Consider the following 15,971-nt stretch of genomic DNA (forward strand, 5'->3'; position numbering starts at 1 on the left):
ATCGAATACGAGTCCATCATGAACACGCAGGCCACACTGGCAGCGTGACTAACCACTGTCACCTATCCGTGCAGCAGTCCCATTCGATCAACGAGTTAGGCACCCGGCTTTACCCCTGCGGCCTCCTCACGGCTACGCCGTAGACCTTCACCGTGATCTCCCGGTCCCAGCAGGTGAGACCGAACCGAAAGTTCCCCGACGGCGCATTGACCAGCGGGTACGCACCCCTCAGCTGCCCCTATTCCCTTGATTTGAGCAGGCCTAAATTCAAGAGGCGTAACAACACCGGTTCCTCGCGTAGACCTTCTCGTCTCGCTCACCGGAGCTTCAGCCAGCAACTACGATTAGCAGCCGACGGAGGCCTTCCACCGCCATTCGAATTACACGCGCGCCTCGTGGCGCACCACCGTTGTTCAGACAGTCCCGACCGGCGTCGGCCGCCCACCTGTTACGCCTCGCAGTGTCTGACGGCGGGAGCGTCTTTGCCGGTGACGATGCAGGTTTTTCCCGTGGTGTCTTGATTTAGTACCGTTGGCGGCGTCAGGCTGACGATGTCCGGATAAGGCGAACGGCCGGCGTGGGAGTTTCGAAGGTCCACGCCGGCCCGCTCTGACGCGTAAACGCCGCGCTGATGCTCACTGGTAAGTCATTAAGGCTCTTTCTGTCGAGTCGGATCTGGCTGGCGGTTGGCCTGTCCGGGGTGCACGGGGAGGCTGCCCCCTGGGGGTGGGCGCGGCTGCGACTGATCCGCCATGGAGCCGGGGCAGACCGGTTCGTGAAGCGCCACCGTCCGCGACGCGGACGATGCACCGGTTGGCGGCCACGCACGTGCTGCTCGAAGCCGGGCTGGCTGCACGCGGCGCCGATGCGGCCGCGCTGGTGGCTGCAAATTCGCCGGCAGATCCGACACCCTGTTCTCCGACGACGCCGTCGCCGCGATCCACCAAGCATCACGGAGCTACCCGCGGTCGGCGAGCAACCTCGCCGTTTCCGCGCTGATCGCGATCTACGCCGGCAACAAGGCCATCGTGGACCTCCCGGCGGCCCAGTCCGCGATCACCGAGAACAGCGAGTAGGGAAAACAGCCGTCACCAATGACGGCCCCACGGGGAGAGTCAAGCGCTTACGAGATCCGACCAGGTAGCTAGCTCAAGCCCGTGAGCGTCACTGACTGATTTATTTGTGACCTTGCCTCCAGCGATATTGAGCCCGGCGGCCAGCGCGGTGTCCTTTTCGAGGGCCTTCTTGACCCCTAGGTTCGCCAAAGCGAGAGCATAAGGCAGGGTGACGTTGGTTAGTGCGTAGGTGGAGGTGCTAGGAACCGCTCCCGGCATGTTGGCAACGCAATAGAACACGGTGTTGTGCACTCGGAATGTTGGGTTTTCGTGCGTAGTCGGTCGAGTATCCTCGAAGCAGCCCCCCTGATCTACAGCAATGTCCACAAGGACACTTCCTGGCTTCATTCGAGACACCAAATCATTGCTAACCAGCTTGGGAGCCTTAGCACCAGGAATGAGCACGGAACCAATCACAAGGTCCGCTTCAGTCACGGAGCGTTCGATTTCGAGGCTGTTCGAGGCGATGGTCTTTAGGCGACCCGCGTACTGGGCATCGAGTTCTCTTAGGCGCGCGACATTGATGTCGAGGATGGAAACGTCTGCACCGAGACCGACTGCCATCGCAGCAGCGTTGGTCCCGGCAACACCGGCGCCCAGGATTGTGACTTTCGCCGCGCGCACGCCCGGAACCCCACCCAGAAGCACGCCCTTCCCTCCAGCAGGAGCCATCAGGGAGTTCGCGCCAACAGTTACCGCGAGCCGGCCCGCCACTTCACTCATTGGAGCCAGAAGCGGCAGGAAACGCCCTGCTTGAACTGTTTCATAGGCGATGGCCGTAACACCCGCCGACAGCAACGCTTCCGTAAGAGCTGGCTCGGCTGCAAGATGCAAGTAAGTAAAGAGCGTTAACCCCTCACGGAAGTGACGGTATTCAGAGGAAATCGGTTCCTTGACTTTCAAGACCATATCCGCCCTTGCCCACAACTCGTCCACATTCTGAACGATTTCCGCACCAGCGAGCATGTACTCCTGATCGCTGATGCCTGAACCCCCTCCGGCACCAGACTCGATGAGTATGTGATGACCGTTGGCCTTCAATTCGTGCACGCCTGCCGCCGTGATTGCTACGCGAAACTCGTTGTTCTTAATTTCTTTAGGAATAGAGACGATCATTTTAATTACCTTCTAAATAAAAGGGGGATTCAAAGGGGTTGAGGTAGCAAGGGGTAGGGCCCTCGCCTTCAACTGCGCAATTTCTGATATCAGCGCCGAATCAATCGAGGTTCGACTTGAGTTGGTCAAACAGTCGAACGGTCAAAGTCCAGCCAAGGGAGATGCCGAACCAAGTGCTGGCAGATTTTGGTCAGAATTGCTTCTCTGCGTGTCCTGCCAAATGCAAGTTGTTTCTAGATCGTGGGAGTCGATCCGTTTTACTTGAAGCTGGATGAGCCCCGGATTGGCGTTAGTCGACGTGGCCTAGTTGCCTGGCACGCCGAGCTTGTGGGGCGCAGCCAGAGGATTCCACACCCACTTCCGGACGGCGCCCCTCATGCACAGCTTCCACCCGTTCGAGCCATGTAAAAAGAGTGCGACGACAGAAGCAGCAGGGGGCTGCAAGGTACTGCGTATTGGCCCTCCGCGGCCTCGTGGACTCTTTCGTCGGCTCCTGACAATGAGCACCTTAAGCCAACTGGACGGCTCTCTTGTTCATGAACTCTTCAATACCAAGGGCGCCGAGTTCGCGGCCAATACCTGAGCGCTTAATACCTCCGAAAGGCAGGTCAGGCAGCGAACCCGGCGGCGTGTTGATTGTGACCATTCCTGACTCAAGCTGGTCACCCACCCGCTGGGCCCGCGCAGGATCTGCACTGAAAACGCTAGCGCCGAGGCCATAAACTGAGTCGTTGGCCAAGGCAATAGCTTCCTCCTCGGTAGCGGCCCGGTAGATCACAATGGCCGGGCCGAAGAGCTCCTCAGAGTACGCGCGCATCTCCTGTGTCACTCCGGTCAGGACCGCCGGCTCGACAAAAGCGCCGGGGAGGTCAATATGCTTCCCGCCGCTGAGCAGAGAAGCTCCTTTTTCGACCGCGTCCTGGATTTGCTCGATCAGCTCGTCGGCGGCTCGCTGAGACGAGAGCGGGGCGAGCGTTGTCTGCGGATCGCGAGGATCACCTGGCTTGAACTGGGACATGCGCGCGGCGACTTTGTCGATGAACTTTTCATACAGGTCGTCCAAGACAATGATTCGCTTGGGAGAGTTGCAGGCTTGCCCGTTGTTATACATCCGCGCGTTAACAACTGTTTCAACAGTCTTGTCCAAGTCGGCAGAATCGAGCACGATCAATGGGTCTGATCCGCCCAGTTCCAGAACGCACTTTTTCAGATGGCGTCCCGCTGTGGCAGCCACTGCCGAGCCAGCCCGTTCACTTCCCGTGAGAGAGATGCCCTGGATGCGCTCATCGGCGAGCATCCAGGCAATTTGTTCGTTCGTCGCGTAGAGGTTGATGTAGGCATCTTCAGGAACGCCGGCATCGTGGAGGAGCTGCTCGATTGCTGCAGCTGAGCGGGGGCAGTTGGGCGCATGCTTGAGCAGGATGGTGTTGCCTAAAACCAAATTTGGCGCAGCAAATCGGGCGACTTGATAGTACGGATAGTTCCACGGCATAACACCGATCACAGAACCAACGGGCCGCTTTTGTATCAGCGCTTTGCCGCCCCGGATGTCCAGCGGTTCGTCCGCGATCAGCGCTGGCCCACTCTCGGCGTAGTAGGCGAAGATGTCAGCAGATAGCTGGACTTCGCCCCTGCCCTCATCAATCCTTTTGCCCATCTCTTGAGCAATGATGACGGCAAGTTCCTCACTCCGCTCGCGGAAAAGCTCGCCGGCACGCTTTACAGCCAAGACCCGTTCTTCGACCGGGCGACCCCGCCACAACCGGTATGCCTCATGTGAGCGGGTAATCGCTTCGCCCACCTGCTCGTCAGTTGCAGCTGGAAACTCTTCTACTAGCAAACCCGTTGCAGGATTAACGATCTGGTACATCTCCGACTCCATCCTGAGCGCCCCATGAAGGGACGCTAGACGTTACCTAGGCAGTGCCAGTAAAGATAACTCACCAGCCTGCCAAATGAAAGTGTACTCCGTTAGGAGCTCACTCCTTAGTAGAGCACGTTGGTGACGCGCGGCACAAGCGGCGGTTTTCCGATCTTAAAAACGGTGACATCGCTCCCCTACTTTAACTGACGGCATTGCGCAGCTGGCTCGAACTCTCCCTTCGCCCATGAAGAAGAGTTCCAAGCGAAGCCTCCTGCGTCAGGGAAGCAGCTGGTTCCCATGTGACACTTCTCGGCTATGGCGGCAGGTAGAAGACAGGGCCATTCATGGCGTCCTGCTGCGACCCGGGGTGCTACCCGGCTGCCACGCGGGAGTGACAGTAGGCGCCGTTTGCCGCCGCGGAGCGTTTTATTCCCCATCGCCAAGCGGACATGTATGCATGTCGCAACCCGGACACCCGCTGGCAGCCGTCTCGGTTAAGTCTTGCTTGAAATGGCATGAAACCCTAGCTTCGGCTTTGTCGCGGGGACGTCTGTATGCATTGTTCCTGGAGCTGGTGGCGTCGCTTTTGCTGGTGCAGGGCGGGACCAACTGCTAGCCGAAGGATGACATCGGGAGTTCCTCGGGGCCGGCATGCGGACTTGAAGCATGAATCCCGAATCCGCCCCCAGGAAGAGGGTCGTTGGGTTGCTGCTCAGGCAATACGTATAGGCGTGTCGGCATTGCGGCTATCCGCCTGGCCGGCAGAATATCCGGGGCGCGGGGAAAGGCAAGCCGGCAGCCCGCAAAGAGGAAACCCCGGTCGGCCCCCGATCGATCCCCTTGCAAGGAGCCGGTCCCCTTACTCGTCTTGCAGCGGAACTACCCATTGCATGCCCAGCGAAAGGAAGGTTCAGAGCGCGGGGAAGAGGGTGCCAGTCGTGCGACCTGTGACACAACAAGGAAATTTTCGTGTTCCACTTCACACAGGCAGGGTTGCCATGCTTTACTGATTGCACGCTTCGATCGGAGTGTACGCTCAAAGTAAGTTTTCCAGCCTACGGCTCTTCCTTGGACCCGAAAGTTTTCTAGCCTACGGCTCTTCCTTGGACCTTCCTTGGACCCCAAAGCTTTCTAGCCCAAGGCTCTTCCTTGGACCTTTATCCTATGGGACACGCGCCTGCTTGCTACTTTTGTACGGGCAGGCCGGTGTCTCTCAGAAAGAGAGAACTATTATGTCAATGCCAACCGAAACGATTGCACCTGAGACGTCAGCAGCGGCTCGGGAGTCCTCGGAACTACAGGATCTTGCCCAAAAGCACCTCCTGATGCATTTCACCGGTGCCCGCACCTACACGGAGGCCCCTCCTACCATTATGGTCAAAGGTGAGGGATGCTGGCTGGAGGACGAAAAGGGCACCCGATACCTCGACGCACTCGCCGGCTTGTACTGTGTCCAGATTGGCTACAGCCACGGTGAGGAGATCGGGGACGCCGTCAAAGCACAGATGTCGGACCTGCCGTACTACTCCAACTGGGGCTACGCCCATCCCCCAGCAGTCCGGCTTGCCGCAAAGGTCGCAGAGCTCGCACCCGACGGCTTGGACCGGGTTTTTCTGACATCCGGCGGGGCCGAAAGCAACGAAGCTGCCATCAAACTGATTCGCCAGTACCATCAGGCCAAGGGCGAAGGTTCCCGGATAAAATTCCTGGCCAGGAGGAATGCATACCACGGCACATCCTTTGCGGCTTTGTCCATCAACGGCCTGACAAACTTCAGGAAGCCGTTCGAACCGCTCATGTACGGGGCTCGCCATTTCTCAAATACGAACCGATACCGGCGCCCCATTAACGAAACCGAAGAGCAGTTCACGAGCTTCCTGCTCCATGAGCTTGAGGAATTGATCCACCACGAAGGACCCGACACCGTTGCTGGTATCTTCATCGAACCGCTGCAAAACGCGGCCGGTTCGGTAACACCTCCGCGCGGATACGGCGAAGGTGTACGTGCTATCTGCGATAAATACGGCATTCTCTTGGTTGCGGACGAAGTGATTACAGGGTTTGGACGACTCGGGGAATGGTTCGGCTCTACGCGTTTTGGCATCAAGCCAGACATCATCACCTGCGCCAAGGGAATATCTTCTGCTTACGTCCCCCTCGGTGCAATGATCGCCAGCAGCGATGTTGTCGACACAGTGCTGAATGGTCCTGCAGGAATCTACATGCATGGCCTCACATACGGGGGAAACCCAACAGCCTGCGCCGCCGGCTTGGCCAACTTGGCCATCATGGAACGCGAAGATGTTCTGGGTAGTGTCCGACACAACGAAGACTACTTCCGAGCCCGGATGGAGGAGCTGGGCTCGCTTGGCCTCGTCGGAGACGTTCGGGGTGCTGGTTATCACTGGACACTCGAACTGGCCACGGACAAGGAAAAGCGCTCCTGGGACGGCCCTATCGATGCTGCCGCTTTTGTGGCAAATCACCTGGCCCCGGCGCTGCTGTCCGCAGGCGTACTCTGCAGGGCAGCGGTAGATCAGCAGGGAGGTGGCCCGCTGATCCAGTTCTCCCCGCCCCTTATCATCAGCCGCGACGAAATCGACTGGCTGGTGTCCAGGGTCACGGGTGTGCTTGAGGAAGCCTGCGCCGTCCTTGGAAGTAATGACTCCTGATCTTGGGTGTTACTCGTGCCGGGGTAAAGACACCGAACGTCTCGGCGCCCCTCCGTCGTAACCAAATTTGAACCGTTGGGGGTCTATGCCCTCGACGCCATGAACCCGCTGACCATCGCCTGAGGGGCCAGCCGCACAGGGCGACAGCGTCCTTCCCTCCTGCGGGTCGATGTCCATGGATCTTTCGGCAGCGACGCGCCGGGGTCCCCACCGAGAGAGGGATTTCCAGCGGGTGGACGAGAGTCTTCCGTCGCTGCCTACACGGACGGCGTCGCCTATCGGACATTATCCGAAAACCGCTGGGGCTTGATCAGCCCGGCAAGAGTATGACCTCGTGTGGCTATGTCGCATCCGAGGACACTGCCGGTACCAAATCACGGAGATCGAAATCCGCAGGACTTGGTTCGCCGGCCAACCGAACGTGGCACCATTGAGCCGCGCTACCACAGAGGATCGCAGCCGGGCGACCCCCTGAATTCGAAGGAGAACCCATGATTCAGCCAGAGGACCAATTTGACGGACGGGCTAAACCCTCCGGGATCGAAGTGCACTCCATCGACTGGGTACCCGAATCCGAGCGACGGGGGAAGGTTTTGCACCTGGGCGCGATTTGGTTCGTCGCAAACATCAATTTGACCTCGATGGCCACTGGGATTGCGGCGCTAAGCATCGGCGCGGGCCTTATATGGACGGTGATCGCGACTGTGTTGGGGTCGCTGTTCGGGACGTTCTTCATGGCGTTCCACTCCGCTCAGGGGCCCCAGCTGGGGCTGCCCCAGCTGGTTCAGTCGCGGCCTCAGTTCGGTTACTTCGGAGCGGCGATCACCGTGTGTATCTTCGCTCTCGTCAATTACGTCGCCTACAACACTTCGGACGCGCTCCTCGCCGGAGACGCGATGCACACCCTGTTTAACGTCGACGCCAGTGTGGGCTACTTCTTGGCCGCCAGCGTCGCCGCTGTGATCGCGCTGTACGGTTACCAGTGGATTCATCGGATAAACCGCTGGCTCACCTGGCCCCTCATCGTCATCATGGTGCTGCTGACGGTTGCCGCACTGCACAATTCCGCCTTGCCGTCCGGGGCCTTAGCACTTGGTGAGTTCAAGATGGCCCCGTTTATGACCGTGTTCGTCATCGTGGCTGGTTTCCAACTCGGGTGGGCGCCCTATGTTTCGGACTACTCCCGCTACCTGCCGGCGCGGGTCGGCGTTCGCGCAACGTTCTGGTGGACCTACCTGCCCAGCGGCCTGTCTGCGATCTGGGTCTTCGTTGTCGGCGCGGTTACCTACGCCGCTGCGGGCCCGGACGCCACCCCCGTTCTCGCCTTCAAGGAAGCCGCCGACAGCCTTTTCGGTGGGCTCGGCGGGATCGTAGTCCTCGGCCTGCTCTTCGGGCTGCTGTCAGTCATGGCGATCAACCAGTACGGCGGCATGATGTCGATGATCTCCATCCGTGACTCTTTCAAACCAGTGAGGCCAACCCGACGGATCCGCGCAATCGGCATCGGGATCATGTTCGTGGCGGTTTGGGCAATCGCCCAGTTCGTCGGCATCGACCGTTTCAACGCCTTCTATGGCAACGTCCTGATCTTCCTGGCCTACCTGTTCACACCCTGGACCGCGATCAACCTCGTCGACTACTTCTTTGTCCGACGCGGCGTGTACTCCATCAGGGAGATCTTCCGACCCGACGGCATCTACGGTCGCTGGGGCTGGCGAGGCCAGCTCGCGTACGGAATCACCCTCGCCGTCATGGTGCCCTTCATGGTCACCTTACCGTTCACCGGATTCATTGCCGCTGCCCTCGAAGGAGTCGATTACTCGATATTTATCGGCCTTCCAGTCGCTGGCCTGCTATATCTGGCCTTCTGCCGGAACCTGGACCTGGAAGCCGAAAGGCGTATCGTTGAAACGGAATCTGAAGGCTTGGTCACTCCAGTCCACTAGCAGCGCGGGTCGGTAGCAGTTCGTCGTGGCCGCAGCCTGCCTCGTGATGTCTAGGGATGGTTTCCTTTTCCGGGAGGGAGGCCGTGCACCGGGACATTTCTGAAGGCCAACTGCGGGGAGTTGGCACGAAGAGTAATTCCAAGCCCGAATGGAGGAGCTGGGCTCGCTTGGCCTCGTCGGAGACGTTCGGGGTGCTGGCTATCACTGAACCCTCGAGCTACCCACGGACAAGGAAAAGCGCTCTTGGGACGGCCCTATCGATGCTGCCGCTTTTGTGGCAAATCACCTGGCCCCGGCGGTGCTGTCCGCAGGCGTACTCAGCAGGGCAGTGGTAGATCAGCAAGGAGGCGGCCCGCTGATCTACCACTGCCCTGCTGAGTACGCGACGAAATCGACGGGCAGGCAGACAGGGTAAACGGAGTGCTCGAAGAAGCCGAATCCCCTCTGGCCGCCCTCCAGGCCTGAAGGCCGCCGCGGGCTCACCCCTTCCGGGTACACGGCAGTTCGGCAGGTAAACCTAGAATAACTCCGCTCGCAACACAGGCTTGTGCGTAAATCCGAAGCAGGCTCGCGCGCAATGCCGGCTGCGCCCGAGCCCGCCAAGGGTGACAAAGTTAGTGGGGTTTGCCTCTCTGGGAACGGCTGAGCGCGAATCGCTTCCAGCAGTAAAGGACAGGGCACCAGGCAGGTTCCACTTCCCGGCGCAGGCCTTCTGTTGCAGGTCCATTTCATCCAGCAAACGATCGGACATGTCTAGTCAGGCATTCGGTCTCTAGAACATGAGGAATTATCGGTGTACAGCAGCGAAGATACTGGCCTTACATCCGTCACGGGCAGCAGCCGTGTGAAGCGCGGTATGGCCGAGATGCTCAAGGGCGGCGTCATCATGGACGTCGTCAACGTCGAGCAGGCCCGCATCGCTGAGGACGCCGGTGCTGTGGCGGTCATGGCGCTTGAGCGTGTCCCTGCCGACATCCGCGCCCAGGGCGGCGTGTCCCGGATGTCCGATCCGGACATGATCGAGGCGATCATCGACGCCGTGTCGATCCCGGTCATGGCCAAGGCCCGCATCGGCCACTTCGTCGAGGCCCAGGTCCTGCAGTCCCTGGGCGTGGACTACATTGACGAGTCCGAGGTCCTGACCCCGGCTGACTACGTGAACCACATCGACAAGTGGAACTTCACCGTTCCTTTCGTCTGTGGTGCCACCAACCTCGGTGAGGCGCTGCGCCGCATCAACGAGGGTGCGGCGATGATCCGCTCCAAGGGCGAGGCCGGTACCGGGGATGTTTCCAACGCCACCGGGCACATGCGGAAGATCCGTGCGGAGATCGCCAAGCTCGCCGCCCTGCCCGAGGACGAGCTGTACGTTGCGGCCAAGGAACTCCAGGCCCCGTACGAGCTCGTGAAGGAAATCGCGGCCACGGGCAAGCTCCCGGTGGTTTTGTTCACCGCCGGTGGGATCGCGACCCCGGCTGATGCGGCGATGATGATGCAGCTCGGCGCCGATGGTGTGTTCGTCGGCTCCGGTATCTTCAAGTCCGGCAACCCCGCCCAGCGCGCCGCCGCCGTCGTCAACGCCACCACCTTCTACGACGACCCCGACGTCATCGCCAAGGTCTCCCGCGGCCTGGGCGAAGCCATGGTGGGCATCAACGTCGACGAAATCCCACAGCCGCACCGCCTCGCCGAGCGCGGCTGGTAGATACGACCAGCAGCGCAGATACCAGAAAATTCAAGAGTACGAATCCCCACTACTTGCCCGGACACCGGTGCACCATCGGCCACAAGTACTGCCGACGCTTTCACCGTCCATTCAGTTTTTCCCCTACCTAGGACTGCACCATGAGCCATTCCCTTGGTCGTTCCAGCATGGACGACCCCGCATCAGTTCATTCACCGCAACCTATTGCCGATCCCCTCCGGCTTGCAGATGAATGGCGGGCCTGCCGCATAGGCGACGTCGTTGAAATCCGTAGTGGTGAGACTTTGGTTCGACGAGGGGTTCTCGAGTCTGAAATGCCGGACGGGTCTGGGATATGGATAGCCGCTAACGGCGTGACCACGAGATCCTTTTTCCATAAGGACAACGGCATGGAACTGTGGGTCCAGGCCTAGATCGGAACCAACCATCAGTGCTGTCCTGAGGAGTGAGTGCCGGGGTTGCACATGGCAACCTGGCCTCACTCGGTAGTGAAATCCTTTGCCGATTATGGAGAACCTGGTGTTGCTTCAGGTGATTCAGGATGTGCCGGTGTCCAGCTGGCAGTCACTCCGCCAACGGACCGGTCGATGCCCTACTTCCAAGACCCGTGAATGTAGGGGTGGACCCGGTTCGGACCATGGATGACAACCATCGTGCCTTCTGGACGCCAGGCAGGTCCTTGGCGTGGTCAACGGTCGGGATCACTAGGCACCTGACAATGGATCTTCGCTCGCCCGCTGGCACGGCGACTGGCGTGGAGGTCATCGCTATCGGTTCCTCCACGGCCAGCCATCGAGAAGGGCATAGCCCGCCTCACGCTCCTGCTGAGCGGCGGTGACAACTTCAGCTTGTGGGGCTGCCCTCCGCCTGGACGATGTACTCACGCTTGACGATCCGAAGGGCATCCTCCGGGCCGTCTGGCAGATCACGGAACATCTCAGGGACCTGCTGCCACCGGCTCTTTGGAAGGCGCTGCGGCTGCGAAAAAGAAATCGAGAAACTCGTGAAGAAAGCAGCACGGCCGGAAACAAACAGGCTCTACCGCACCATCTGCCGGGGTGGAAGGAGACCGGGGTGCTCATCATTACCGGCGCTACGATGGGCAAGGTCGAGGTCAACGCAGCGCCATCAAGGACATCAAACTCACTGCGCGCGGGCACCACTACACAGGCAATTACAAAACCATCTCTCACGACGTCCCGCCCGGACGGCGCGGCTTGAGGTTCATCTCTGGGATCCCTTCCCCATGAACCATGAAAGAGCCCCCAACTATATAACTGTGGCCGGGCATCCTGCTTGTGGACCGGCGCCGGCGCTGCAGGTGCCAGGTGGCCGAAGTTGCCACCAGATGAAGGAAAACAGTTACACGCCGAGGATACGTCGGCAGACAGTAAGGGGATTGTTCGGGCGCGGACATTTCCACAGGCGGTCCCCCTGCGCTGTTGGTACACGCCACGATGTCCTTCACAACGGAATGAGGCGAAGGGCTTCCCGCCCCTTTCGGCGAAACTCACCCGGACCGGATGCCTCGCAAGCGTCGCAGTAATGTGACATTCGCGGGCGCCGCGATGTGGCATGACCGTTCGACGCCAGCATTTTCGAAGAGCCAGGGCTTAAACTGCGATCGGGGCTTCCAAGAACTTGAACAGGGAGTCGTGGAGAATGATGGGGCTGTTGTCAGAATAGGCGTGGGCAGATTCCACTTTGAGGAGTATCACCGAATGATCTCCGGCGGGAAGTTCGGCAAAGACGGAGCATTCCAGCCATAGCGAACAGCCCGGGATAATAATGGCTCCCTGATCGTTGACGTTGTGAAGGATGTCGTCGAACTTGTCGGGCCTGCGCGATGCCATTCTGAGGCATGTCTGCTGCTGCTGCGATCCCAAGATGGAGACACCGATCCTTTCGGCATTACGGAGAACAGGCCACGTAGTGGACGTGTGTTGAGCCGAAAAGGAAACGAGGGGTGGGTCCATGGAGACTCCTACCGTAAACGAGGAGGCAACAAGGCCCTTTGGAACTCCTCGTACCATCGCGCTGATTGCAGCAACCCCAGTTGGAAACTTTGAGAAGACCTCTTTGAGGTCCAATGATTCAGTGACGGCGAGTGTAGTCATGGCGTTCCTTTGGTCCCTTGAGATAATGAAAGTGAACTTCGTTCGGAGTGCACTTTCATTAGAGCACTTTACGCGAGGGGACACAAGGGTGCCTGGTAAGAATCTGGCGCGGGGAGGGCGATGACAGTGCACGAAGTGAGGGCTTGTGACGTCTGGGAACGCACCTCATGACGGACAAGGAATGACCAACCAATCCACTTCAACTGCGACCATACGACGACCATTATTTCTTCGAAGCCGCTGGAACTGAGATCATGAGCTATCCTGGGCGCGCGAAGGGGGACCCATGCGTTTGGCGACGGCAAAATTTCAGGCGTAGCAGCGGGCTGCGCCAGGTTCCGCGGCAAGTGACATTAGCCGTCCAGGACCGACACCGGGCCGAAGCCCAACCAAGCAGTGTTTACGCCCCCCTGACATGTCAGTAAGGAGGTTTCCTACTACGCTGCAGTTAGGTTCAGGGGTTCAAGCAGGGCTGTTAAGCGGCGGGCGAGCCTGGCGTCTATTGTTTTGGGGTCGTGGCGGCGGGCGTGTGTGGCAAGCACTTCGTGAACGTAGATGGCATGGACGTTTTGGGCGATGAGGCGTGGCGGCGATGGTCGGAGTACGCCGGCGTCCTGGCCTCTGCGGATGACATTTTCGACCAGGTCGTGCCAGCGGTCGCCCTGTTCCAAGCCGCGTTGGCCGAAGTCTTCGGGGCTGAAGGAGTCACGCACGTATACATACCCGCTGTCGGGGTCACGCTTGTAGAGTCCGGCGAGGGATGTGTACATCGTTGTGATCCGGCCGATGTAGTATTCGGCCGTGCCGTGTTCGGTGGTGTCTTTGGCGTCCTCGTCCAGGCAAGCTTGCAGCACGTCGTTGAAGAACTCTTCGTAGATGAGGAGGAAGAGGTTCTTCTTGTTGAGCACATAGCGGAAAAGCGTTGCCTCGCCGATACCGGCCCTGGCGGCCAGTTCCTTGGTCGTAATGCTGTCGTACTCCTTTTCGGAGAGCATTTCGCGCGCGACCGCCAAGACGCTTTCCATGGTCTGGCGCTTCTTCCGCTCACGCAGGGTCAGGGGGCCGTCAGTTGTAATGGACACAACTGCAATTTACCAGCCCTTGTTAAATAGCGGCGCGGGGGCCACGGTGGCAGGCTGCAGATTTTCGAGCACGTACAGCTCGTTTGCGACGCTCAGCCGCCATCAGTTGCCCGAACGACAGGATCCAGGAATTATTCTGATCGACCGGCGACCTGTGGCAGCCCCGCTGCGGAACGCGTGAAACACCGTGCGAATGGGTAAGGCGCCAAAGGAGTGATGCCGCAGGAACGGGCAGGGGAACCCAAGCCTTGCTCAGAGGTGTCGAAACCGTCAGGGGATGGCAAGTGGGTAGCCAGGCCGTTTAGTGTAGTGGCTGGCCTTATGTTTCCTGCTGACGGGCCGCGCCGGTTCGCTCATGTCGTCCGTCCAATTTGGCGGTTGATGTCCGCTCGCTCCGGGGCAGGCAGGTGAAGAAGGAGGGCCCCTCAACCCGCGCGAGTGGGATGACAAGCCACTGGCCTCCGTAGAACTCCACGTACGAGTCTGAAGGGTTAACTGCCTAGGCTTTTTCACGTGTCATGCTGGGCGACGCTCTTTCCCCAAAAGATTGTTGGGATGTTGCCGTTAGCCAGTGGGCATGCCGTAGTGATCTGCAATCAGTTCCAAGGTCTGTGCTTGAGCGCTGCGCGAGTATCCCTGGGCAACCAGCATCACCTCGTCGGCACCTGTCTGGTCGTGAAGTTCCTCCAAGCCAGCCGCCACGTCGGCAGCGGTTCCATGAAGAGCCTGATTGGTGTAGTCCTCAATGACCTGTCGCTCCTGACTGTTGGCTTGATAGGCCTCTACTTCCTCGGGCGGAAGCAGTGAGAAGGACTTGCGTTGGAACATCCTTAACATTGCCATCGCGGTGGACGTTGATTGACGCCGTGCCTCAGCGGGATCTTCGTCTGCGATCGCCCCAATGCTGACCAGGCTGTACGGTTCCTGAAGGAAGGGCGATGGGCGGAATCTTTGGCGGTAGATCCGCATGGCGTTGAGAACGTCGGCGCTGCCGAACTGAAGGGCGAAAGCATATGGTCGACCGAGTCGGGCTGCAATCTGCGCGGAATAGATCGACGACCCCAAAATCCAGATATCAGCGCTGGTCTCGGGCTGCCGGATGCGGTTCTGCTCTGCCTGCCAGGGTCCGGGCACGGCATGCACGTCGCGGTAGGGGTGATCTTGGGGGAAGTCGTTGCCCAGAAAGCCGAGCAGTTCTGCTATTTGCTCGGGGAATTCGTCGTTCGCTGTGTGGTGACGGCGCAGGGCTGACGCGGTTGCTCCGTCTGTGCCGGGAGCCCGTCCCAACCCGAGATCGATCCGTCCAGGGGCCAGCGCGTCGAGCATGCCGATTTGTTCGGCGACGACCAGCGGCACGTGGTTCGGCAACATGATTCCGCCCGCTCCGAGCCTGATGCGCTCGGTCTCGCCGGTGAGCAGCGCCACCATCAGCTGCGGGGAAGGTATGGAGGCGCCAGGCATTGCATGGTGCTCGGACATCCAGAACCGTTGGAAGCCGCGACGGTCGGCCAGCTGCGCAAGCTTGATGATCTCATCGTAGGTTTCCTGTACCGAGTGGCCGACACCGGTAAAGGCGTTGTCGAGCACCGACAGAACAAACGGGGCGGTGCCGCTAGAGCGCGAACTATTCATGGAAAACCTCACTATAACGGAAAAACCTTGCTTTTGGCGTGAGGTTAACACTAGGCCATTCTCACGCCAAATTTCAACTGATACCGTGATTAGCATGAAGGTCCCTCTACCTCCCGCTCCCGGAAACAGCGAGCATCCCTGCCTGGCGCTGGCTAACAGCATCGTTACTCTTCCCGGCGGGCAACGGGTCGATGAACTAAACAGCCCGGAAAATGCCACCGCTTGGCTGGTAGCGCACGAACTCGCACCCGAAGGAACCGGGCTGCTGGCCTATTGCCAGCTACAACTAACGGATCTGAGGGGGCACCTCCGGGAGGTCCTGGAATCGCACACCAAGGGCGTCGCGCCGGACGCCAAGTCCCTGAAGGGCATAAATCGTGCTCTGATCGCGGTGCCCAGCGCGGCGCCGCTGCGTTACGACCCCTCCGAAGGGTTCTCCCGGGTTCCGAGCCATCCAATGACCCAGCTCGTCGATCACGCGATGGCGAAGATCACCGAGGATGCCGCTTCACTCTTAACCGGCCCGGATGCGCATCGGCTCGCCCAATGCGCATCCACACCGTGTGACCGATTCCTGCTTCGAACCCACTCAAGGAGACAATGGTGCTCCGAACGATGCGGCGCCAGACAAAGAGCAAACCGCGCCTACGCCCGCAAGCACGACAAGGCTTCGGTCGAGTGACTAAAGCGGGTGCAAGGTCTGCCCGAGCCCGAGGAGTGAC

General features: G+C 59.7%; 10 protein-coding genes. 5 read left to right on the top strand and 5 right to left on the bottom strand.

Translation table 11 applies throughout. The annotated features are described in order from the left end of the window. Window positions 1-1,115: 1,115 nt before the first annotated feature. Together ald and SB659_RS17175 are read right to left on the bottom strand one after the other, a co-directional pair. A complete protein-coding gene (gene ald, locus SB659_RS17170) occupies window positions 1,116-2,231 on the bottom strand; it encodes an alanine dehydrogenase (RefSeq protein WP_410551206.1) in 1,116 nt (371 codons plus the stop codon). 508 nt (window positions 2,232-2,739) lie between these two features. Further along, on the bottom strand, window positions 2,740-4,101 hold the full coding sequence (locus tag SB659_RS17175; protein WP_410551207.1) for an NAD-dependent succinate-semialdehyde dehydrogenase: 1,362 nt from the start codon (window positions 4,099-4,101) through the stop codon (window positions 2,740-2,742). Between the two features lie 1,232 nt (window positions 4,102-5,333). On the opposite strand from SB659_RS17175, the gene SB659_RS17180 reads away from it, so the two are divergent. From SB659_RS17180 to SB659_RS17195, 4 genes are all read left to right on the top strand, one after another. Next, window positions 5,334-6,767, top strand: coding sequence for an aspartate aminotransferase family protein (locus tag SB659_RS17180; RefSeq protein ID WP_410551208.1), 1,434 nt, complete (start codon window positions 5,334-5,336; stop codon window positions 6,765-6,767). A gap of 491 nt (window positions 6,768-7,258) precedes the next feature. Continuing rightward, window positions 7,259-8,713: a purine-cytosine permease family protein gene (locus SB659_RS17185; RefSeq protein WP_410551209.1), complete on the top strand. Its 1,455-nt coding sequence runs from the start codon at window positions 7,259-7,261 to the stop codon at window positions 8,711-8,713. 793 nt (window positions 8,714-9,506) lie between these two features. Then, window positions 9,507-10,418, top strand: coding sequence for a pyridoxal 5'-phosphate synthase lyase subunit PdxS (pdxS, locus tag SB659_RS17190; RefSeq protein ID WP_410551210.1), 912 nt, complete (start codon window positions 9,507-9,509; stop codon window positions 10,416-10,418). 140 nt (window positions 10,419-10,558) lie between these two features. Further along, window positions 10,559-10,831 carry a hypothetical protein gene (locus SB659_RS17195; protein WP_410551211.1) on the top strand — a complete coding sequence of 91 codons (273 nt, stop codon included), beginning with the start codon at window positions 10,559-10,561 and terminating at the stop codon, window positions 10,829-10,831. 1,200 nt (window positions 10,832-12,031) lie between these two features. Here SB659_RS17195 and SB659_RS17200 read toward each other — a convergent pair. The 3 genes from SB659_RS17200 to SB659_RS17210 form a co-directional block, all read right to left on the bottom strand. After that, on the bottom strand, window positions 12,032-12,535 hold the full coding sequence (locus SB659_RS17200) for a flavin reductase family protein (RefSeq protein WP_410551212.1): 504 nt from the start codon (window positions 12,533-12,535) through the stop codon (window positions 12,032-12,034). Between the two features lie 437 nt (window positions 12,536-12,972). After that, window positions 12,973-13,617 carry a TetR/AcrR family transcriptional regulator gene (locus tag SB659_RS17205; RefSeq protein ID WP_410551213.1) on the bottom strand — a complete coding sequence of 215 codons (645 nt, stop codon included), beginning with the start codon at window positions 13,615-13,617 and terminating at the stop codon, window positions 12,973-12,975. Window positions 13,618-14,181: 564 nt separating this feature from the next. Continuing rightward, window positions 14,182-15,249, bottom strand: coding sequence for an LLM class flavin-dependent oxidoreductase (locus SB659_RS17210; protein ID WP_410551214.1), 1,068 nt, complete (start codon window positions 15,247-15,249; stop codon window positions 14,182-14,184). A gap of 94 nt (window positions 15,250-15,343) precedes the next feature. Between SB659_RS17210 and SB659_RS17215 the strand changes: the two genes are divergently transcribed. After that, window positions 15,344-15,931, top strand: a complete 588-nt coding sequence (locus SB659_RS17215; protein ID WP_410551215.1) for a CGNR zinc finger domain-containing protein — start codon at window positions 15,344-15,346, stop codon at window positions 15,929-15,931. Window positions 15,932-15,971 lie beyond the last annotated feature (40 nt).

The organism is Arthrobacter sp. SIMBA_036 (assembly GCF_046535135.1).
Classification (GTDB): domain Bacteria; phylum Actinomycetota; class Actinomycetes; order Actinomycetales; family Micrococcaceae; genus Arthrobacter.